The organism is Actinomadura pelletieri DSM 43383 (assembly GCF_003634705.1).
GTDB classification, from domain to species: Bacteria; Actinomycetota; Actinomycetes; order Streptosporangiales; family Streptosporangiaceae; genus Spirillospora; species Spirillospora pelletieri.
In genome coordinates this window covers 380,223-400,405 of record NZ_RBWU01000002.1, presented here as the reverse complement: position 1 = coordinate 400,405, position 20,183 = coordinate 380,223, and the positions used below count along the sequence as shown (strand labels likewise).

General features: G+C 71.3%; 19 protein-coding genes. 5 read left to right on the top strand and 14 right to left on the bottom strand.

All coding sequences use genetic code 11. The annotated features are described in order from the left end of the window. The first annotated feature begins 94 nt into the window (after positions 1-94). The 3 genes from bfr to BZB76_RS08615 all read left to right on the top strand — a co-directional run bounded on the left by bfr (position 95) and on the right by BZB76_RS08615 (position 2,096). Positions 95-592, top strand: coding sequence for a bacterioferritin (gene bfr / locus BZB76_RS08625; protein WP_121433773.1), 498 nt, complete (start codon positions 95-97; stop codon positions 590-592). A gap of 185 nt (positions 593-777) precedes the next feature. After that, the gene (locus BZB76_RS08620) at positions 778-1,470 is read left to right on the top strand and encodes a putative 2OG-Fe(II) oxygenase (protein WP_170180551.1); all 693 of its coding nucleotides are present in this window, start codon (positions 778-780) and stop codon (positions 1,468-1,470) included. After that, the gene (locus tag BZB76_RS08615; protein WP_121433771.1) at positions 1,467-2,096 is read left to right on the top strand and encodes a hypothetical protein; all 630 of its coding nucleotides are present in this window, start codon (positions 1,467-1,469) and stop codon (positions 2,094-2,096) included. The genes BZB76_RS08620 and BZB76_RS08615 overlap by 4 nt, the downstream gene beginning before the upstream one ends. Positions 2,097-2,121: 25 nt before the next feature. Here the strand turns inward: BZB76_RS08615 and BZB76_RS08610 are convergent, their stop codons facing one another. The 3 genes from BZB76_RS08610 to ahcY (BZB76_RS08600) all read right to left on the bottom strand — a co-directional run bounded on the left by BZB76_RS08610 (position 2,122) and on the right by ahcY (BZB76_RS08600) (position 5,775). Further along, positions 2,122-2,700: a hypothetical protein gene (locus tag BZB76_RS08610; RefSeq protein ID WP_121433770.1), complete on the bottom strand. Its 579-nt coding sequence runs from the start codon at positions 2,698-2,700 to the stop codon at positions 2,122-2,124. 3 nt (positions 2,701-2,703) lie between these two features. Further along, the gene (ahcY, locus tag BZB76_RS08605; RefSeq protein ID WP_121433769.1) at positions 2,704-3,960 is read right to left on the bottom strand and encodes an adenosylhomocysteinase; all 1,257 of its coding nucleotides are present in this window, start codon (positions 3,958-3,960) and stop codon (positions 2,704-2,706) included. Between the two features lie 384 nt (positions 3,961-4,344). Then, the gene (gene ahcY / locus BZB76_RS08600; protein ID WP_121433768.1) at positions 4,345-5,775 is read right to left on the bottom strand and encodes an adenosylhomocysteinase; all 1,431 of its coding nucleotides are present in this window, start codon (positions 5,773-5,775) and stop codon (positions 4,345-4,347) included. Positions 5,776-5,934: 159 nt separating this feature from the next. Between ahcY (BZB76_RS08600) and BZB76_RS08595 the strand changes: the two genes are divergently transcribed. Continuing rightward, on the top strand, positions 5,935-6,288 hold the full coding sequence (locus BZB76_RS08595; RefSeq protein WP_121433767.1) for a MerR family transcriptional regulator: 354 nt from the start codon (positions 5,935-5,937) through the stop codon (positions 6,286-6,288). Between the two features lie 5 nt (positions 6,289-6,293). Here BZB76_RS08595 and BZB76_RS08590 read toward each other — a convergent pair whose 3' ends face one another. The 7 genes from BZB76_RS08590 to BZB76_RS08560 form a co-directional block, all read right to left on the bottom strand. Then, positions 6,294-6,968 carry a response regulator transcription factor gene (locus BZB76_RS08590; protein WP_121433766.1) on the bottom strand — a complete coding sequence of 225 codons (675 nt, stop codon included), beginning with the start codon at positions 6,966-6,968 and terminating at the stop codon, positions 6,294-6,296. Between the two features lie 42 nt (positions 6,969-7,010). Further along, positions 7,011-8,612: a sensor histidine kinase gene (locus BZB76_RS35775; RefSeq protein WP_246006830.1), complete on the bottom strand. Its 1,602-nt coding sequence runs from the start codon at positions 8,610-8,612 to the stop codon at positions 7,011-7,013. Between the two features lie 432 nt (positions 8,613-9,044). After that, positions 9,045-10,013: a cation diffusion facilitator family transporter gene (locus BZB76_RS08580; protein ID WP_121433765.1), complete on the bottom strand. Its 969-nt coding sequence runs from the start codon at positions 10,011-10,013 to the stop codon at positions 9,045-9,047. Beyond that, positions 10,010-11,158 carry a bifunctional phosphoglucose/phosphomannose isomerase gene (locus BZB76_RS08575; RefSeq protein WP_121433764.1) on the bottom strand — a complete coding sequence of 383 codons (1,149 nt, stop codon included), beginning with the start codon at positions 11,156-11,158 and terminating at the stop codon, positions 10,010-10,012. The genes BZB76_RS08580 and BZB76_RS08575 overlap by 4 nt, the downstream gene beginning before the upstream one ends. Then, the gene (locus tag BZB76_RS08570; RefSeq protein ID WP_121433763.1) at positions 11,155-11,337 is read right to left on the bottom strand and encodes a Trm112 family protein; all 183 of its coding nucleotides are present in this window, start codon (positions 11,335-11,337) and stop codon (positions 11,155-11,157) included. Before BZB76_RS08570 ends, BZB76_RS08575 begins: the two co-directional genes overlap by 4 nt. 24 nt (positions 11,338-11,361) lie before the next feature. Continuing rightward, positions 11,362-12,717, bottom strand: a complete 1,356-nt coding sequence (locus BZB76_RS08565) for a phosphomannomutase/phosphoglucomutase (protein WP_121433762.1) — start codon at positions 12,715-12,717, stop codon at positions 11,362-11,364. A gap of 138 nt (positions 12,718-12,855) precedes the next feature. Further along, positions 12,856-13,236 (bottom strand): DUF3499 domain-containing protein, encoded by a 381-nt coding sequence (locus tag BZB76_RS08560; protein WP_117398712.1) that lies wholly within the window; start codon positions 13,234-13,236, stop codon positions 12,856-12,858. Positions 13,237-13,416: 180 nt separating this feature from the next. Between BZB76_RS08560 and BZB76_RS08555 the strand changes: the two genes are divergently transcribed. After that, the gene (locus BZB76_RS08555) at positions 13,417-13,833 is read left to right on the top strand and encodes a metallopeptidase family protein (RefSeq protein ID WP_121433761.1); all 417 of its coding nucleotides are present in this window, start codon (positions 13,417-13,419) and stop codon (positions 13,831-13,833) included. Positions 13,834-13,851: 18 nt separating this feature from the next. Here BZB76_RS08555 and BZB76_RS08550 read toward each other — a convergent pair whose 3' ends face one another. From BZB76_RS08550 to BZB76_RS08535, 4 genes are all read right to left on the bottom strand, one after another. Beyond that, a complete protein-coding gene (locus tag BZB76_RS08550) occupies positions 13,852-15,303 on the bottom strand; it encodes a DUF5719 family protein (protein ID WP_121433760.1) in 1,452 nt (483 codons plus the stop codon). Next, on the bottom strand, positions 15,300-18,593 hold the full coding sequence (locus tag BZB76_RS08545; RefSeq protein ID WP_121433759.1) for a glycosyltransferase family 2 protein: 3,294 nt from the start codon (positions 18,591-18,593) through the stop codon (positions 15,300-15,302). Before BZB76_RS08545 ends, BZB76_RS08550 begins: the two co-directional genes overlap by 4 nt. A gap of 144 nt (positions 18,594-18,737) precedes the next feature. Continuing rightward, positions 18,738-18,953, bottom strand: coding sequence for a WhiB family transcriptional regulator (locus BZB76_RS08540; RefSeq protein ID WP_171064042.1), 216 nt, complete (start codon positions 18,951-18,953; stop codon positions 18,738-18,740). 240 nt (positions 18,954-19,193) lie between these two features. Continuing rightward, positions 19,194-20,093, bottom strand: a complete 900-nt coding sequence (locus BZB76_RS08535; protein WP_147449378.1) for a hypothetical protein — start codon at positions 20,091-20,093, stop codon at positions 19,194-19,196. Positions 20,094-20,183: the final 90 nt, after the last annotated feature.

The following is a 20,183-nucleotide window of genomic DNA, read 5'->3' as shown; positions in this document are numbered from 1 at the left end:
GCCGCAGCCCCGGGCACGGGTTCGCCGCGATGGGAATGTTCAACTCGAATTTTCTAGTCTGTCCGGTCCGTGCCAGAGATGTAAGCATGTGCGCATGGACGGTGACAGAGAGATCATCGGGCTGCTCAACGAGCAGCTCACCGCGGAACTGACGGCGATCAACCAGTTCTTCCTGCACGCCAAGATGCAGCAGGACTGGGGCTATGTGCGGCTCGCCAAGCACACCCGCTCGGAATCCATCGACGAGATGAAGCACGCCGAGCGGCTCACCGAACGGATCCTTTTCCTGGAGGGAATGCCGAACTACCAGAAACTCAACGCCCTGCGGATCGGGCAGAACGTGCCCGAGCAGCTCCGGGCCGACCTCGCCCTGGAGTTGGAGACCGTGGCCCGGCTGCGGCCCGGCATCGAGCTGATGCGCTCGCGCGGCGACGTCACCTCCGCCCGGATCTTCGAGGACATTCTCGCGGACGAGGAAGAGCACGTCGACTACCTGGAGACCGAACTCAGCCTCATCGACTCCCTGGGCGAGCACAACTACCTGCAACGTCTCACCGCCGCGCCCGGTGAGGACTTCACCGAGCCCGTGTAATCCCCCAACCGACCGGCGGGTCCGGGGACGCCCGTCCCCGGACCCGCCCGACCGGGCCTGCGGCACAGCGCGTACGCATGGGGGGCTGTCGCAGCCCTTCGGACAGGGGGCGGAGCACATCTTCGGCCGCCCGAGCGCCGGACGTCGAGTCCGGCGGCAGAAACCCACCGAGAAGGAGCGCGCTCGTGACCAAGACCCAGACCCGCACCACCGACGACACGGTCGGACCGGCCGACGCCGACATCACGCCCCCACCGGAACGCCTCGTCCTGGAAATGTGGCGAACACCCGTGTACCAGGCCGACTGCAGCGGCGCCGCCGAGCATCTCCCGCATCTGCGGAGGCTCGTGCGGACCGCGGACGAGGCCGACCGGCGGGCCGCGGCGGAGTCCGGCCGCGCCACCGTGATCAGGTCGTCCCAGAGCCTGCTGTCCTGGGACCACCCCTCGGTCGACTGGCTGCGGCAGCAGATCGGCATCGCGGGAGACGCGCTGGCCCACGCGGTGCTCGGCGAGACCGCCGACGAGATCGACGACCGGGACGTCCACACTGAGGCGTGGGCGGTGGTCTGCGGCCCCGGGGAGTTCCCGCGCCCGCACACCCGCCACGACTCGGCCTGGTCGGGGCTGCTCTCCATCGCCGCGGACCCCGTCGACGACACCGACGCGGGTCATCTGTACCTGCTCGACCCGCGCCCGGCCGCACTGGACCGGCCCACCTCGTCTGGAGCGGTCCGGTTCTCCCCGGTCCCCGGCCGGATGATCGCCTTCCCGGGCTGGCAGGCCCACTGGATGAAGGCGACCGCCGCCGACTCCCGGCTGCGGATCGCGATCGCCTGGAACATCACCTACCACGGACACTGGAGCCGGACGTCATGACGCTCACCACCCCCGCCCCAGCCCCGGCCCCCACCCCGGTCCCGTCCTCCAGCCGTGCCCGGCAGAGCTGCGGCAACGCCTGCCCGGCCGTACGGCAGCACTGGGGGACGCCCGTCGCGTTCGCCACCCTCGACCCGGCCGGGCTGCTGTCCCCGTCAGTCGCCGACATCGGCGCCGAGGGGCCCGCGCTGCGAACCGTGCCGTCCGACGAGATCATCACCGATCTGGACGCCGCGACCGCGCACTTCCGGGTGTCGTTCGAGGAACTGGCCGCCGCCCTGGACCCCGACGTCGCGCCCACGATCGACCACATCGACATCGACGTGCAGATCTGGCGGCACGGCTACGCCCTGCCCGCCACCGGCCATCCCGCCGACATGGTCGCGTGGTGGGTGCTGGGCGCCCATCCGGCCCCGGCGCGCACCGAGGCGGGCGCCCTCACCTTCGCCGACCCGCGAACCGGGTCACCGTTGACGCCCCTGCCCGGACGGCCGTGGGGACGCCATCTGATGGTCCGGCCCGTGCCCGGCACGCATGTCGCCGTCCCGGGTTGGCTCACCTCGTCGGTCGTCCCCGTCGCCCAAGGCCAGCACGTCGTGGTGGCGTTCGCCGCGGCCCGTCGCTGACCACCCGGAGTCCCCACCGAGGTTGCTAGCCGGGCAGGTTCGGTGGGGACTCCAGGGCGACCAACTCGATTCCGGGGGCCGCCAGGACGACGTCCCCCGCGAGGTGCACGGTCTCGACCTCACCCGTCGACAGATCCGTGACCTCGTACTGCGCGACGGGCAGCGGCTCGGTCTCCGTCTCGTAGGTGGACGTTCCAGCCCGCCGCCACCGCCAGAGCGTGGTGAGCGGCGCCAAAGAAGGACCACTCAACCGGACGAGACGAACATCGGTCTGCGCGCCGTCGTCCAGCCCCAGAGAGCGGGCCACGGCGACGAGGAACCCGGGCGAATCAACTAGAAAGCCGGACGCCCGTTCCGCGTGTTCGGTGCCGGTCTCTCCGGCGGCGCGCACCCACGCGACCTCCACGCCGGTGACACCGCCCCGCACCCACCAGGTCGAGGTGACCACCTCGACGCGGATCTGGCGCCAGCGCGCGTCCACGACCAGATCGACCCGAACCTCGTCCGGACGGTTGGACGTGTAACGCCACCCTCCGGGACCGGGCGCGCACTGGAACCGCTCCTCCAGCCCCTCGTCCACGTGCAGGTACGTCCCGGACGGCACGGTTCAGGACCCGATCCGCCAGGAGTGCAGGTAGTCCTCCTGGCCCGCGGTGAGCCGGTCGATGGAGATCGACATCGACGCCAGCTTCAGCCGCGCCACCTCCGTGTCGATCTCCTTCGGCACGTCGTGGACGGCCGGGGCCAGGGTCTCGTGCGCGGTCGCCAGCCACGCGCACGTCAGGGCCTGGTCGGCGAACGACATGTCCATGACCGCGGCCGGGTGCCCCTCCGCCGCGGCCAGGTTGACCAGCCGCCCCTCGGCGAGCAGCACGAGCCGGCGGCCGTCGGCCATGACATACTCGTCCGCCTGCGGACGAACCCCGTGATGGACCTCGACGGCCATCTCGCTCAACGCCCGGACATCGATCTCGACATCGAAATGCCCCGAGTTCGCGAGAATCGCGCCGTCCTTCATGACGGCGAGATGCTCACCGTTCACGACATCGCGATTACCGGTGACCGTGATGAACACGTCACCTTCCACGGCCGCCTCCGCCATGGGCCGAACCGCGAACCCCTGCAACGCCGCGTCCAGGGCCTTCACGGGGTCGATCTCGGTGATGACGACACGCGCCCCAAGCCCACGGGCCCGTTCGGCGAGACCCCGGCCGCAGTAACCGAAGCCCGCGATGACGACCGTCTTCCCCGCCAGAAGCGTGTTGGTCGCGCGGACGATCCCGTCCAATGTCGACTGGCCCGTGCCGTAGCGGTTGTCGAACATGTGCTTCGTATCGGTGTCGTTCACCGCGACCACCGGAAAGCGCAACGCCCCCTCAAGCGCCATCTGATGCAGCCGGATGACACCCGTCGTCGTCTGCTCGCACCCCGCCTTGACCGTGTCCAGGAGGTCCTTGCGGTCGATGTGCAGCGTGTTGACCAGGTCGCACCCGTCGTCCAGGACGATGTCGGGCCCGGTCTCCAACGCCCGGTGAATATGGGCGTAGTACCCCTCACGGTCGGTACCGGCACGGGCGAACACCTCCGCGCCGTACTCCTGGACGAGCGCCGCCGCCGTGTCGTCCTGCGTGGAGAGCGGATTGGACGCCGCGAGCGCGACACTCGCCCCGCCCGCCTGAAGCGTACGGATGAGCCCGGCCGTCTCGGTCGTGACATGCATGCACGCCGCCACCTTCAGACCGTCCAGCGGACGCTCCTCCGCGAACCGCTCCCGGATCTGCCGCAGTACGGGCATGCTCCGATCGGCCCACTCGATCCGCTTGACACCCTCATACGCCAACGAAACGTCCGCGATATCGCTCATGGTTCCCTAGGTATTTATTGCAGTGCACTCCTCCTTCGGGCCCGGTGGGCCCTCCATCGTCGTGAACTGCGGGCGATCGCCGGCATCGCTCCGACTCGCCTGGCGGCTCGCTGCGCGATCAGGTTCTCGCTTCGCTCGTGCCTCAGCCCCCGGCCAAGCCTCCGGACGCGATCGCAGTGGTCAAGGTAGTCGCGTGGTTGCGGCGGTGGTTGAGGACGGCAATCGCGCGTATGGCATTCCCGGGCACCGGTAGATCACTCGGAGCCCTCGGGCGACGGTCTCCACGGGCGCTTGCGCACCGAGCCGCCCTCGTGCCCCACGGCACCGCGTTTCTCTCCTTCCTCGAACGCTCAGCGTTCGAGGAAGGAGAGAAACGCAATGAACTCAATACCGATAGTGGTCTGGCTTGTAGGGGCCTTCGACGTCTACGCCGATGTAGGCGGCCTGCTCCTTGGTGAGTTCGGTGAGCTTGACGCCGAGGGCGTCGAGGTGGAGGCGGGCGACCTTCTCGTCCAGGTGCTTCGGCAGGACGTACACGCCGAGCGGGTACTCCTCGGTCTTGGTGTACAGCTCGATCTGCGCGATGACCTGGTTGGTGAAGGAGTTGGACATCACGAACGACGGGTGGCCGGTGGCGCAGCCCAGGTTCATGAGGCGGCCCTCGGCGAGGACGATGATGGAGTGGCCGTCGGCGAACCGCCACTCGTGCACCTGCGGCTTGATCTCGATCTTCTCGATGCCGGGGAGCTTGGCGAGCCCGGCCATGTCGATCTCGTTGTCGAAGTGCCCGATGTTGGACACGATCGCCTGGTGCTTCATCCGGCTCATGTGGTCGGCCGTGATGATGTTGAAGTTGCCGGTCGTGGTGACGAAGATGTCGGCGGTCTCCACGACGTCCTCCAGGGTGGTGACCTGGAAGCCGTCCATCGCCGCCTGGAGCGCGCAGATCGGGTCGATCTCGGTGACGATCACGCGTGCGCCCTGGCCGCGCAGGGCGTCCGCGCAGCCCTTGCCGACGTCGCCGTAGCCGCAGACGACCGCGACCTTGCCGCCGATGAGGACGTCGGTGGCGCGGTTCAGGCCGTCGATGACGCTGTGGCGGCAGCCGTACTTGTTGTCGAACTTCGACTTGGTGACCGAGTCGTTGACGTTGATGGCCGGGAACTGGAGGGTGCCCTCCTTCGCCATCTCGTACAGGCGGTGGACGCCGGTCGTGGTCTCCTCGGTGACGCCCTTGATCCCGGCGGCGGTCTCCGTCCAGCGGCCCGGCCTGTCGGCGATGGTGCGGCGGAGCGTGTCGAGAATGATGCTCCACTCGTGCGGGTCGTCCTCGGACGCGGTCGGGACGGCGCCCGCCTTCTCGTACTCGGCGCCCTTGTGGACGAGGAGGGTCGCGTCGCCGCCGTCGTCCAGGATCATGTTCGGGCCGGTGCCGTCCGGCCACTGGAGGGCCTGGTCCGTGCACCACCAGTACTCTTCGAGGGTCTCGCCCTTCCACGCGAACACCGGGACGCCCTTCGGGTCGTCCTGCGTGCCGTCCCTGCCGACGACGACCGCCGCGGCCGCGTGGTCCTGGGTGGAGAAGATGTTGCAGGACACCCAGCGGACGTCGGCGCCGAGGTCGACCAGCGTCTCGATCAGCACGGCCGTCTGGATCGTCATGTGCAGCGAGCCCATGATCTTGGCGCCGCGCAGGGGCTTGGTGGCGGAGTACTCCTCGCGTACCGCCATCAGTCCGGGCATCTCGTGCTCGGCGAGCCGGATCTCCCGGCGCCCGAAGTCGGCGAGCGAAAGGTCGGCGACCTTGTAGTCCATGCTTTCGTTGCTCCTTGGTCCGCGGTCGGTACGCGAGAGTCGATCTCAGGGGTTCACGCCCTGTGGGCGCCTGCGTCAACGCCGTGAGTCTACGGGCGAAGGCCGTGTCCGGGCACGGTCGGAAGCGACTTCCTGCCACAGATTTGTCAGAATCGTCCTATGCGCATCACGGAGGCCGCCCGGCGGCTCGGCACCTCGCCCCGCATGCTCCGCTACCGCGAGGCCCTCGGGCTGCTGCCCGTCACCAGGGAGGCGACCGTGAACCGGCGCGGCGGCGGCCACCGGCGGTTCGGCGACGCCGAGTTGCGGGCCGTCGCGCTCGCGCTGGCGTTGGAGAAGCGCTACGACATCGGCCCGGCCGAGCTGGCGTTCGGGCTGCGGGTCCTCGCCGAACCCCAGGTCCAAGCGCACGTGCGTGAGCTGGGCGAACGTATCGGACGGCTGTCCGCGCCGCCCACCCGCGCGCTCGACTTCGAGAAGGAGAAGGCCATGCGCCTCCTCCGTCGCCGGTGACCGCCTCAGCCGGTGGCGTTCTCCCCCGGGACCACGACGCCCGACTCGTAGGCCAGCATCACGGCCTGCGCGCGGTCACGCACGCCGAGCTTGGTGAAGACCCTGGCCACATGCGTCTTCACCGTGTGCTCGCTGACGACGAGACGTGCCGCGATCTCGCCGTTGGACAGCCCGCCCGCGATGAGGACGAGCACCTCCGTCTCCCGGGCCGTCAACGTGGACAACTCCGACGGCGCCCGCGGCCGGGTGCGGCGCTGCTTGGTGAACTCGCGGATGAGGCGTCCGGTGACCTGCGGGGCGAGAAGCGAGTCGCCGCGCGCCACCACCCGGACGGCGGACACGAGCTCGTCGGCGGTCGCGTCCTTCAACAGGAAACCGCTGGCGCCCACGGCGAGCGCCTCGTAGACGTACTCGTCCACGTCGAACGTCGTCAGGACCAGCACCCGGACGTTGTCCGAGCCGGGCAGCGCCAGGATGCGGCGGGTCGCCTCGATGCCGTCCATGCCGGGCATCCGGATGTCCATGACGACGACGTCGGGACGGCGCCGCTCGGCGATCTGGACCGCCTCCCGCCCGTCCCCGGCCTCGCCGATGACGGTGATGTCGTCCTGCGCGGCGAGCAGCGCCGCGAACCCCGCCCGGACGATCGTCTGATCGTCGACGACCAGCACGTTGATCACCGTTGCCGCCCGCGGGGCCGGTCGGAAACGGAGACATCGGGGTCAGCCGCGGCCGGGAGGCGCCTCGGAACCGTGTCCACGGGTGGAATCCCCTTCCCTCGTCAGCGGAAGCTCGGCCTCCACCAGGAACCCTCCCTGGACGGCCGGGCCGGCGGTGAACCGCCCGCCCAGCATGGTCGCACGTTCCCGCATCCCGACGAGGCCGTGTCCCCCACTCGGCCCACCACTCGGACCACCACTCGGCCCCTCACCGGGCGCCGGTTCCAGGCGGGTGCGTCCGGCGTCCACGGAGGTCGGCCCCGCCGGATCCAGTACCGCGGTACGGGAACCGATGTCCTCACGGTTCAGAACCATCGTCGGATCGGACGCACCGTCGTCGTGCACACGGACCGCCAACCGGTCCGGCAGGAACATCAGGTCGACACGGACTCCGGCGCCGGGCGCGTGCCGCCGCGCGTTCGTCAGCGCCTCCTGCACGATCCGGTACGCCGACAGCTCCACCGTCGTGGACAGGATCCGCGGGTCGCCGTGGACGGCGAGGTCGACGCGGCCACCGGCGCCGCGGTGCTGCTCGATCAGGTCGGGCAGCCGGTCGAGGCGCGGCTGCGGGGAATTGGCCGCGTCCGGCTCCGGCTGCGCGTCGGCGCGCAGCACGCTGAGCAGCCGCCGCATCTCCACCAGCGCCTCCCGGGCCGTCTTCGCGATCTCGGTGTATCCGGCGCGGGCCTCGGGCGACAGGTTCTCCATCGTGTACGGCGCGGTCTCCGCCTGCACGGCGATCATGGAGACGGAGTGGGCGACGACGTCGTGGAGCTCGCGGGCGATACGGGCCCGTTCCCGCATGACCGCCTGTTCCCGCTGGACGGCGGTGAGCCGCGTGAGGGTCTCGTTGGTGCGTTCGGCCGCCGCCGCCTCGGTCTGGCTCGCGGACTCCGCGACGCGGCGGGCGTCACCGAGGCCGATGGCGCCCAGGACGGCGATGAACGACGCCGGGGACGGGACGCCCTCCAGCGACGAGGTCGCCAGGTAGACGACCGCGACCGTGACGACGCTGCCGAACGCCAGGACGCCCGTCGACTGGCGCGGCAGGTGCCGTCCGAGCGTGTACAGCGTGTACAGCGCCGCGAACCCGGTCGTGACGAGGAGGGACTGCCCGGTGAGGAGGTTCGCGGCGACCGCGCCGAGCACAATCGCCGCGACGGGGCGCAGGTACTCCCGGCGCCACACGAGCGGAAGCGTGGACGCGACCGCGAAGCCCCCCGCGAGGCTGAGCGGCGAGTCGGCGCGCGGTGCCAGCTCGGCGAGGGCGGCGACGGTCAGGGCGAGCCCGGTCAGCGGCGCGAAGTACCAGGAGCCGACGACCTCGCGCCAGGTGTTGAGCCACCGGGGCAGCGGCGCCGTGGCCCCGGGCGCACCGGCTCCCGGCGCACCGGGGGCGGGGCGCTGGCCCGCGCCGCCGTTCAGGCGCCTGACGAGCCGAGCCGCCACGGGACGCAGCAGCGTCCCGATGCCGGTGAGGATCCACAGCAGGAGCTGCCCCACGCCCGCCACGATCCGGCCGGACAGCCGCCACGCGTGACGCGCGAGAGCCGGGCCGAACCCCGCGGGATCGGGTCCTGGCCGAGGCCTGTCATCGAAGGTCACCCTTCCATACTGACCTCAAAGTCGGGTGCCCACCTCCCCGTGCGGATGTATGACGACGGCGCGGCTCCGCCTGGAGTACCACGCGCTTTCCCTCCTTGAGAGGGACGTGCGAAGGACCCCCGCGACCGTAGTGTTTTACCTGTGACCGCGAACGGCAGCGGCGCCGGCGTAGGGGTTTCGGCCCGCTGCCGCGGTCACACCAGAACCGTCCGGTTTTCAGGGGTCCGGGCGGGGAGGCATGGGAAGCACCTCGCCGGACGGCCGTGGTACGCGCCTCTACGGAGGCACTCGCCGGTCCTGCCTGGGCTGGGGTCGGCCGGCGCACGGACGGCGGTCGCCCGGCGAGGGGTCCCATGGACGCCATGGTCCCCTCGCCGATCCGGTCCGAACGCGTCCTGTCCGTTCGAACGCGTCCGGTTCGAGCGAGTCCGATCAGGACGAGGCGGGAGCCTCCGGGCTCGTCGACTCCGCCTCGGGAACGCTCGGCCGGGACGTCTCGTCCAGCGCCGGCTCCAGGTAGATCAACTTCGCCTCCGGGAACTGAGCCCGGATCTTGGCCTCGGCCGCGTCGATACCGCGCGCCACATCCGCCGCCGTGTGGTCGTGCTTCACGGCGATCTTCGCGGCGATCAGCAGTTCCTCCGGACCGAGGTACTCGGTGCGCATGTGGATGAGCCGGTCGACCTGGTCCACCGACTCCAGCGCGTCCACGATCGCCTGCTCGTGCTCGGGGGCGACGCCCTCCCCGATCAGCAGGCTCTTGGTCTCGATCGCCAGGATCGTCGCGACCACGGCGAGCAGCACACCGATCGCCACGGTGCCGATGCCGTCCCACACTCCGTCGCCGGTGACGACGGCCATCGTCACGCCGAACAACGCGAGGAACAGACCGACGAGGGCGGCGAGGTCCTCCAGCAGCACGACCGGCAGTTCCGGGGCCTTGGCCCGGCGGATGAACGCCCACCACGACTGGTTTCCGCGGACCGCGTTCGACTCCTTGATCGCCGTGCGGAACGAGAACGTCTCCATCAGGATCGCGGCGATCAACACCCCGAACGCCCAGGCCGGCGACTTGACCTCCTCCGGGTGGGAGATCTTGTGGTAACCCTCGTACAGCGAGAACACCGCACCGACGGTGAACAGCACGACCGCGACGACGAACGCGTAGAAGTAGCGTTCGCGGCCGTACCCGAACTGGTGCTGCTGCGTCCGCGCGCGCCTGGAACGCTTTCCACCGACCAGCAGCAGGCCCTGGTTCCCCGAGTCCGCCACCGAGTGGATCGACTCGGCGAGCATCGACGACGAACCCGTGAACACGAACGCCACGAACTTCGACACCGCGATCCCGAGGTTGGCGGCCAGCGCGGCGACGATGGCCTTCGTTCCGCCCTCAGCACTCATCTTTCAGCAATCCTCGCTTTTAGCTCTTGAATGGCAGGCACCGGGGTGGGGTCCACGCCCAGCGCGATAGCCAAGTAAACCGTGACGTAGTCCGCAAGCGCGATCAGCGTCGCGATTCTCTCCAGCGGATGCGCACCCTCCGCCCCGAGTTCGGTGACCGCCACTCCCCTGTCCCGCGCCACCTCGGTGGACGCCTCGCACCGCTTGCGCACCTGCGGATGCTCGTCCACGTCACGCAGGAGGACGAGATGCAGGCCGTGCTCGGGGTCGTCCACCCGGTCGCGGAAGAAGTCGTCCGGGTCGGACGGCGCGGCGGCACGGCCCGTGAAATGCCCGTCGAACGCCATCACCTGGTTGTGGTGGGCCTCGGGGACCTCACCGAACACGCCCGGGTATTTGGCGTTCTCGTTGAGCTGGCAGCACATCCGGTACGCGGCCGTCGCCGCCAGCGCGGACGACCCCCACACCAGCGGTACGTCACCGGCGAGGTCCAGCGCGATCCGCTTGGCGGGGTTGACGAACGGTTCGCTGGACGGACGGCACCGGTACGCGACGTCCTCCAACCGTTCGGCCGTGGTCTCCAGGACGGCGTCGGGCACGTCCACCAGGCCCAGCGTCCGCGCCGCGAGGAGCAGCGGGATCGTGAGACCCCACAGCGTCGAACGCGGCTGCCCCACCGAACGCGCCGGCACGAAGACGCCGCGGCTTCTGGCGGCCAGGTCGGCGAGCGGCGAGTCGGACCCGCCGACGAACAGCAGCCTGCATCCCCGGCGGGCCGCCTCCGCGGCGACCTCCAGGGTCTCCTCCGTCGTCCCGGAGCAGGACACGGCGATGACGAGGTCCGCGGCGCCGACCCAGCCGGGCAGCCGGTAGCCGCGCACGGTCGTGATCGGGACGGCGCAGCCCACCCCGCAAACGGCGGCGAGGACGTCACCGGAGATGCCCGAGCCGCCCATGCCGACGACGACGATCGCGCGGGGTCTGCCGTCCTCGGCGAGACCGGCGATGCCCGCCTCCGCGGCGGCCCGCTGCGCCTCCCGTACCTGTGCCGCCGACGACGCGACCTGCCGCAGCATCCCCCCGGGGTCGGCCTCCTCGGTCGTCGCCGCGCCGTCCAGCCGTGAAGGGTCGAGCCCTCCGTTCACGGAGCGGGTGTCCTGGCCTCGTCGACCAGCAGGACGGGAATGTCGTCGCGGACCGGGTAGGCGTAGCGGCACGAACCGGTGCACACCAGCTCGGCGGCCTCGTCGTCGGCGCGGAGGTCGCCGCCGCAGTTGGGGCAGGCGAGGATCTCCAGCAGCCAGGAGTCGAGCTTCAAGGTCATGGCAGCGTCACTTCTCCCTCTCGGTCACTTGTCCCGCACCAGGGCCAGGACCTCGTCGCGGATGGCCGCCATGGTGCTCTCGTCGCCCGCCTCCGCGTTGAGGCGCAGCAGCGGCTCGGTGTTGGACGGCCGCAGGTTGAACCACCACCCGCCGGCGTCGTCGCCGACGGTCAGCCCGTCCAGCTCGTCGATCGTGACCCCGGGGCGTCCGGCGAACGCGTCCCGGACGTTGGCGGTCGCGGCGGCCTGGTCGGCGACCTCGCTGTTGATCTCCCCGGACGCGACGTACCGGGTGTACTCGCCGAGCAGCCGGGACAGCGGCCCGTCCTGCTGCCCGAGCGCGGCGAGAACGTGCAGGGCGGCGAGCATCCCGGAGTCGGCGAACCAGAAGTCGCGGAAGTAGAAGTGCGCGGAGTGCTCGCCGCCGAACACCGCGCCCGTCTCCGCCATCGTCTGCTTGATGAACGAGTGCCCGACACGGGTGCGGACCGGCGTGCCGCCGTGCTCGGCGATGATCTCCGGCACGGACCGGGACGTGATCAGGTTGTGCACGATCGAGGCCCCGGGATGCTTGGCCAGCTCCCGCGTCGCGACCAGCGCGGTGATCGCGGACGGCGGGACGATCTCGCCGCGCTCGTCGACGACGAAGCAGCGGTCGGCGTCACCGTCGAAGGCGAGCCCGATGTCGGCGCCCGTCTCACGGACCTTCGCCTGGAGGTCGCGCAGGTTCTCCGGCTCGATCGGGTTGGCCTCGTGGTTGGGGAAGGTGCCGTCCAGCTCGAAGTACAGCGGCACCAGGTCGATCGGCAGGCCCTCCATGACGGACGGGACGGTGTGCCCGCCCATGCCGTTGCCCGCGTCCACGACGACCTTGAGCGGACGGATCGACGACAGGTCGACCAGCGTCTTCAGATGGTCGGCGTAGCCCTTGAGGACGTCGCGCCGCGAGATCGTGCCCGGCTTGCCGTCGTAGGCCGGAACGCCCTTCTCGATCAGGTCGCGGATCTCGGTGAGGCCGGTGTCGCGGCCGACCGGACGGGCGCCGGAGCGGCACAGCTTCAGCCCGTTGTACTTGGCGGGGTTGTGGCTCGCGGTGAACATCGCGCCGGGCAGGTCGAGGCTGCCGCTGGCGTAGTACAGCAGGTCGGTGGAGCCGAGCCCGGCCTCGATCACGTCCGCGCCCTGGGACGTCGCGCCCCGGGCGAACGCCTCGGCCAGCGGCACCGACGACTCCCGCATGTCGTGGGCGGTGACGATCGCGGTCGCCCCGGTCACCCGGACGAACGCGGCGCCCGCGGCCTCGGCGGTCGCGGTGTCGAGTTCGTCCGGTACGACACCGCGGATGTCGTACGCCTTGAAGATCTTGGCGAGGTCGCCCACTCCTGCTCCCTGTCCGCTGAACCTGGCCCTTGAAACCCCGAGAAACGGGGGTTCACGAGCCTACCGGGAAGGGAGGGCACGACCGGTCGCGACGCCACGACACGGCGACGCCGACCGCTGTCGGCCGCTCCGGGACGTTCAGTCCTGGGCGGGTTGGGTTCCGGCGGGTTCGGAGCGGAGCACCCGCAGATGGCCGCGACGTCCGACCTCGGTGCCCTGGCCGACGGGCTCGTGGGGCGATCCGGGCGCGGGTCTGGCGGCCTCCCGGACGGCGTCGGCGAGGGCCTCCAGGTCGTCGGCGCTCGGCTCGGTCTCCTCCTCGACGGGGAGCCGCACCAGTTCCCATCCCATCGGGGCGGTGAGCCGCTCCGAATGCTCCGCGCACAGGTCATAGCAGTGCGGCTCCGCGTACGTCGCGAGCGGCCCCAGGACCGCGGTGGAGTCGCGGTAGACGTACGTGAGCGTGAACACTGCGGGCGCCTTGCAGGCGGTACGAGAGCAGGTGCGGACGGGGCTCACGTTGGCTGACCGTACCCCCCTCCCACCGGCTCCGCCACCACCTGTGGCAACGTGTCGCCGTTACCGGGCGATTTCCGGGGTAATAACTACATAGCGTGTGACCCTGAACTCTTACCGTTCGGACACTGCACAGGGGTGTCCGACGGGGTGGAGAGGTACGCTTGGGACGTGCGATCCCGTGTGGCAGGCGTACGGCGCCGCGATCGCCACGGTCGCGGTGTACGTGGTCCCTTGACACCCCCGCAGGCGCCGGTCTCACGCACCCGTGCCGAGCAGTTCGAGGATCTCGTCGACGACGAGGTGCGACGGCTCGGCGATCGGTGGGAACGCGAGCTGGCCCGGGTGCGGTTCGACGTCGAGGAGGTCCCGCCGATCGAACCGGGGTTCGCCGGGCCCGTCCCGCTCGGCCGGACCTTCCCCCAGCGGGGTGGACGTTCCGTCCGCATCGTCGTCTACCGTCGTCCCATCGAGGCCCGCGCTAAGGGCGAGGCGGAACTCTCCCGCCTGATCCGCGACCTGCTGGTCGAGGAGGTCGCCGACCTGCTCGGCCTCTCCCCCGAGTCCGTCGACCCCAGCTACGACTCCCCCGACGACTAGCCGATGATCAGCCGGGGATCAGCCGGGGATCAGGGCGCCTTGGGAGTCGGCGGTGTCCGGAAGGTGGACGGTCAGCGCGGCGGGCACGATCGGCAGGACGGTGAACAGGTACTCGTCACCCTTGCCCTTCCCGAGGACGCGCGCCGCGTGCACGGGCCCCGAGCCGGGCTTCGGCTTGATCACGACCCCGTAGGCGACCTCGTCGTCGGCGTTCGCGTTCGGCGCGGCCAGCGCGGTCTCGACGGTTCGTCCGGCCGGAACCTTGATCTCCTGCGATGCTCCCCTGCCCGTGGCGTTCATGGTCGTGACCTGGACGGTCGCCGCCCCGGCCGGTGCGGTCAGGATCAGGGACGAGTCGAACCGGTTGTCGGCGGCGACGCCCGGCCCGGACGCGGTGAGCGGCGGCGTGGACGTCCCGTAGGCGATGTCGGCGCCGCGTTCGGCGGCGATTCCGGCCAGGATGGGCCGGTCGGCGACGAGCCGCACGGCGGCGGCCCGGCCCGACAGCACGTCGTCGAGCGCGACGAACGTCACGGTCTTCGCGGGCGCGTCGACGACGTCCTGGCCACGCGGGACGAACGCGCCGTCCTTCGTGATCACCTGGACGCGCACCCGGGCGTCGGCCTCGCCGGGCACGGCGATCAGCAGCCCGCGCTCCCCTGACCCGCCCGGCACGCCCGGCACGAGCACGGACGTCGCGGGCGCGGGCGAACGCGGCAGCCACTCGATGCCCTTCCCCTCTCCGGCGCGGACGCGCAGGGACGCGGCGACGCGTCCACCGGCCGCCCGGACGCGCAACGCGACGACGGCGGCGGGCTTCACGACGTCACCGAGCCCCTCCGGCGACTCGCCGATCTTCACGACCCTGGTGGTGTAGGGGTCGACGCGGGTGCCGCGCCCCTCCACGGTGTCGAGGGGGCCTTCGCCGGACAGGGCGGTGAGGTCCACGAACGCGGGCCGGGACTCGACGTTGGTGAGGTAGAGGTCGATCTCATCGGCCGCGACCGGCCCCGGGCCGAGGAACCACAGGTCGGTGCCGGGCGCGGCGCAGCGCGCCCCGGCCAGGCCCCGATCGTCGCCGTCGTCGCGGTATGTCGTCTGCTCGGCCGCCAACCCGGCGGCCATGGCACCCGTCGCGCGGAGCGTGTAGGAGTCGTCGCCGGAGTCGGTGTCCTTCTCCCAGGTCTGGCCGGGCGTCGTCATGGACGCGACGGCGGAGCCGCCCTTGGTGGGCGTCATGTCCACGCGCCCGCCCTTCTCGTGGGCGAGGGACTGCACGGCGAGCCGTCCGCCCTCGTGGCCGGGACAGACCGCCACGGCGGACGTGACCGGGGCACGCCTGCCCTTAGCGGTGGCCTCCCCCGGGTGGGCGAACGTGGCAGCCCCGTACAGGGCGGCGACGGCGACGAGGATGAGCGCGGCCGTGGCGTAGCGCATACCGAGGAGGCGCAGAACCTTGTCGGTGTTCACGACACCTCCTCCCTTTCCGGGCTGTGTTCCTTCGTGGGAGGCGGTTCCTCCTGTTGGGCACGGACGCGGGTTCCCCTACGGCGCCCTCGTCGTCCACGACGCCGATCCGAACGCTTCTCGCGAGCCTTCTCACGCGGCATCTCACGCGGCTTCTCGCGGCGACGTTCACGTCCGCCGTCGGAACGGAGAGTGTCGACGCGCGCGCCCGGCAGGGCCAGAACGGCGACGAACAGCACGGCGACCCCTTGCAGGACGACCCAGACATGCCGCGCCGTCATCGACCTGGTCAGTTGGAACTCGCCTCCGGCTGTGGGGATGTCGTAGCCCTGCGCCCAGCCGTCGACCGTCCGTTCCTTGAGGTCGCGTCCGTTCAGGGTGGCCCGCCAACCACCGTCGGACGGTTCCGCGAGCAGCAGGGTGCGCGGGCCCGTTCCGGCCGGGAGCCTGAGGCGGGCGTCGATCCGTCCCGAGGGCAAGGGGGTGACGGTGGAGCCCTGCAGCAGCATCATCCGGCCGGTCGGTGAGTGGAGCCGCCACACGGCGAACGTGTCGGTGCGGCTGAGGCGCGTCAGTTCGGGTGCGGTGTCGAGGACGTCCGTGAGCGGGTCTCTCCGGGGGTTCGGCACGAGGATGTACTGGACGCCCATCCGGGTCAGCGCGGGCCCGTCGTCGCCCTCACGGTTCGCCGCGAGCCCGGCGACGAGATCGTCCAGGCGGCCCCGCGCCTTGCCGCCGCCCGCGACCTCGGATTCACCGATCCGTGGCCGCGCGCCCCGCAGGAGGGTGTAGGCGACGCGGCCGGACGGCTCCCGGTGCAGGACGAGGGTTCTCGTCCCGCCCGGCCCGTGGACGAACGCGGGAACGGTGTCGGGGTCGACCCGGCGCAGCGGCCCGTCCACGCCGTCCACCACCCAGGATCCGGCGGCCATCAAGGGGGCCGTGAACGCGGCGAGCACGACGACGGCCCCGCCGACCTTGGGAAGCAGCCGGGTGCCCGCCATGACCTCGCCGGCCCGCTGGACGGCGGCCGTCGCGGCGACCAGCATTCCCCCGCCCGCGAAGATCAGCGCGACGCCGGGCCAGACGGGTGCCGTGTCCACGCCCTTGGTGACGGTGCCGAAGCCGGTCAGGACCGCGATCAGCAGTCCGTAGACGGCGATCAGCCAGCCCGCGAGGACGGTGTGACGGCGGCGCCGCAACCGCAGCGCGCACACGCCGACCGCGAGCAGCCCGGCCATGGCCCACCACGCGGGCGTGCCGGGCCCGCCGGGGTCGAGCGTGAGCAGGTCGGTCGCGTCGGCGGTCGCGAACCGGCGGTGCAGACCCGACTCCGTCAGGAACCGGGACGGGTGCAACAGCAGGCCGACCGTCCACGGGAACAGCAGCAGCGGCGGGACGCCGAGCGCGATGACGACGCCGCGGCGCACCCGCCGTCCCGGCCGGTCGAACAGCACCTGCACCGTCCCGGCGGCGAGCGCGGCGACCAGCCAGGTGAGCGGGACGAACGCCATCGCGACGGCGAGCAGCAGCGCGGTCGCCCACGCCGCCCGCCCGGCGCGTGCCCGGCGCGTCCGGACGTCGAACGCGGCGGCCTCCGAGCGCGGCAGCCCGTACACGCGGGCGAGTTGCACGGCGATCAGCGGGAGCAGGACGAGGACGACGGCGGTGCCGAGCCGTCCGCCCGCGATGGCACCGGTGGCGGCGGGCAGCAGCGCGTACACGGCCGCGAACCAGGCGCGGACGGCGGCCACGGGCAGACCGCGGCCGTTGGCCCGGTGCCCGGCGCGCGGCGAGTCCGTCACCTGCGGCGGCTTCGTCACCAGCAGCCGGGACGCGCGGTAGGCGGTGAGGCCCGCGAGCGGCACGCTGCCGAGCAGCAGGATCGTCACGGCCAGCCACGGTTTGCCGAGCGTCACCGTCGACACGGCGGCCAGAACCCCCACGTACGGGGGGCTGCCCGCGTCGCCGCCGACCCCGACCGGATGCCAGCCGGACAGGTACTGCGCCCACAGGTCGCTCGCGCCGCCCCACGCGGGGACGAGCGCGCCGCCGCCGAGCGTCCCGGTCGCGGTGAGGAGCGAGCGTTCCGCCGCCACCGCGACGGCGACCAGCGCCAGCACGACCAGCACGCCGGGGTGGGTGAGGAGCCGCCGGATCGTGCCCGGCTCCTCGGGCGCCGGGGCGGTCTCGTCGCCGTCCTCACGGTCGCGTTCGTGGGCGGCGAGGAACTCCGAGATCGCCTCGACCGTGCGGCGGGCCACGACCCGGCGGGCCTGGAAGCGCCGGACGGTGCGGTGGACGCGTTTGCGTCCGTCCGCGCGGGCGGCCCGCGCCTGCCGCAGCCGCCCCGGGTCGCGCAGCACGTCGCCGAGGGCGCGCAGCTCGTCGCGGGCGGCGGCCGGACGTTTGCTGACCGTGAGCCAGAGGGCGTGCACGAGCGACGCCCACACGTTGCGGACGAGCGCCCGCAGCATCGCGCCGAACGGCTGGTTGGCGAGCAGCGTGGCGAGGGCGTTGCGGCGGTCGCGGCGGTCCGGATGCTCGGCGGTCACTCCGGTCTCGCGGAGCCCGCGCCGGGCCGCCTCCACGTGGTACACGACGGCGTCGGTCGCGGTGACGACGCGATGGTCGGCGGCGTGGACCCGCCAGCAGAAGTCGAGGTCGTCGCGGAAGACGCCGTAGTCGGCGTCGAAGCCGCCGAGCGCGTCCCACACGTCGCGGCGGACGAGCATCCCGGCGCTGCCGACCGACAGCACGTCCCGGACGCCGTCGTGCTGGCCCTGGTCGAACTCGCGTCCGTCCAGGCCCGTCACGCGACGTCCGGCGGCGTCGACGGTGACGCCGACCTCCCGCAGGACGCGCCGGTCGTCCCAGTCGCGGACCTTCGGGCCGAGGACCGCGATGCTCGGGTCGGTCTCGGCGGTCCGCAAAAGCTGGGCGAGGGCGTCGTGGGCGGGCGCGCAGTCGTCGTGAAGCAGCCAGAGCCACTCCGTGCGGGGCGTACCGGGTTCGTCGTCGGGGACGGGCGCGGACGCGGCGTCCTGCCGCAGCGCCTCCGCGACGGCCTCCCCGTATCCGGTGGTGCGGGGCAGGGTGAGGATCTTCGCTTCGCCGACGACCTCGGCGAGCACGGCCGGCCCGCGATCGCGGCTGCCGGTGTCGACGGTCACGAGGCGCTGGACGGGCCGCGCCTGGGTCAGGAGTGCCTTCAGCGTCTCCGGCAGCCAGCGCGCACCGTCATGCGCGACGAGGACGGCCGTGACGACATGGCGATCGAGAGTGGGGGACAAGGATCGCTCGATCTGTGGGGCGACGGGGTGGTCTTGGCTGAAAGTTCAGCAGCCGTGCCGGCCCCAGGGGGCCGACACGGCTGATTACTGTACGCGCGGCCGCATGGGACACGCCTCGGATCGCAAAGATCCGGTTGGCCGCGCTTAGACGGCCTGGCGCTTCAGTTTGCGCCGTTCCCTCTCGGAGAGTCCTCCCCAGATACCGAAACGTTCATCGTGCTGTAGCGCGTACTCCAGGCATTCCGTACGCACCTCGCATGCCCGGCACACCTTCTTGGCCTCGCGAGTGGAGCCGCCCTTCTCCGGAAAGAACGCCTCCGGGTCCGTCTGCGCGCACAGCGCGCGCTCCTGCCAGCCCATCTCTTCGCCGTCTGTGCCGTGCGCCAGCGGGATGACGACCTCGCTCACAGCGCACCTCCCTGCCCGTGAAACCCCCTGGTCAACGCCTTCCCTCCGGTTCCTTCCCCCGAGAAGACGTTGAAACTACACCGTTGAAATTACACGCGTGTAGTGCCTGTCCCGTCAAGCCGGAAGGCTTTCCGGGCGACATAGAGGGTTATGCCGGGATGACCGTCATCACCCTTTGAGCGAAGAAACCGGTTACTGCGGCGGCGGAGGCCGGTTGTCGCGGTACCAGTCGCCGCCCTCTTCGGCGCGCTGCTCGCCCGCGCCCGGCTGCGGCGGCGCGGGTTGCGTGCCCTGCGGGCCCTGTTCCTGGGCACCGCCGCCGTAGGCGCGCGTCCACTCGCCCATCTCTTCCTGCTCGGTGGGCTGCTGCTGAGCGGGCTGGGCGGGCTGGGCCGATTGGTCCGCCTGCTGGGCGTACTGCTGGTACTGCTGGTAGTCCTGCTGACCGTACTGCTGGGGCTGACCGTACTGCTGCTGCCCGTACTGCTGCGCCGCCTGCTGGCCCTCAGCGCCCGGCTGCTGGCCGTACTGCTGGTACTGCTGACCGGGCTGACCGTAGGCCTGCTGCTGGCCGTAGGCCTGCTGCCCGTAGCCCGGCTGCCCCGGCTGTCCGGGCTGGTAGCCGTAACCCTGCTGCATCTGCGGACGCGCCGGCTGCAACCCCTGAAAGACGGTGTAGACGTACCAGCCACCGACACCGACGATCGCGAGTTTGCTCGCGCCGACCAGGAACGTCGTCAGCTTCGTGACGGCCCGCACGGCGTCACCGTCGGCGAGCATCCCGCCCAGCCAGCACAGCACCCCGAACAGGGCGATGCCGCCGAGGACCCCGAGCGCTCCCGTGGCGATCGTCCGGGCCTGCGGGGTGGGCGTCGCCTCGCCGGACGTCACCAGCACGACGGCCAGGACGAGGAGAGCGACGGCCCCGACGTAGAGGAACAACCCGTCCCTGGTCTCGTTCAGGGCGCGGAACGAGAAGTCACCGTCGTTGCCGAGAAGGTTGATGATGCCCGCGAGCAATTGCAGACCCGCCGAGACGACCAGTACCCAGGCGGCCGGTTCGCGCATGCGCTGGACGGCTTCCTTGTTCACGGTGAATTCTCCAGACCGAGGCAACCCGATTACACGGCAAAGCTTTGCATACTTCGACCCGGTGGCGTGACCCCACCGGAACCGCCCGTC

Excerpts from the sequence above, each read along its gene's own strand:
- bfr (WP_121433773.1), top strand. The coding sequence starts at position 95 with ATGGACGGTGACAGAGAGATCATCGGGCTGCTCAACGAGCAGCTCACC.
- BZB76_RS08615 (WP_121433771.1), top strand. The coding sequence starts at position 1,467 with ATGACGCTCACCACCCCCGCCCCAGCCCCGGCCCCCACCCCGGTCCCG.
- ahcY (WP_121433769.1), bottom strand. The coding sequence starts at position 3,960 with ATGAGCGATATCGCGGACGTTTCGTTGGCGTATGAGGGTGTCAAGCGG.
- ahcY (WP_121433768.1), bottom strand. The coding sequence starts at position 5,775 with ATGGACTACAAGGTCGCCGACCTTTCGCTCGCCGACTTCGGGCGCCGG.
- BZB76_RS08595 (WP_121433767.1), top strand. The coding sequence starts at position 5,935 with ATGCGCATCACGGAGGCCGCCCGGCGGCTCGGCACCTCGCCCCGCATG.
- BZB76_RS08580 (WP_121433765.1), bottom strand. The coding sequence starts at position 10,013 with ATGAGTGCTGAGGGCGGAACGAAGGCCATCGTCGCCGCGCTGGCCGCC.
- BZB76_RS08570 (WP_121433763.1), bottom strand. The coding sequence starts at position 11,337 with ATGACCTTGAAGCTCGACTCCTGGCTGCTGGAGATCCTCGCCTGCCCC.
- BZB76_RS08540 (WP_171064042.1), bottom strand. The coding sequence starts at position 18,953 with ATGGGCTGGCAGGAGCGCGCGCTGTGCGCGCAGACGGACCCGGAGGCG.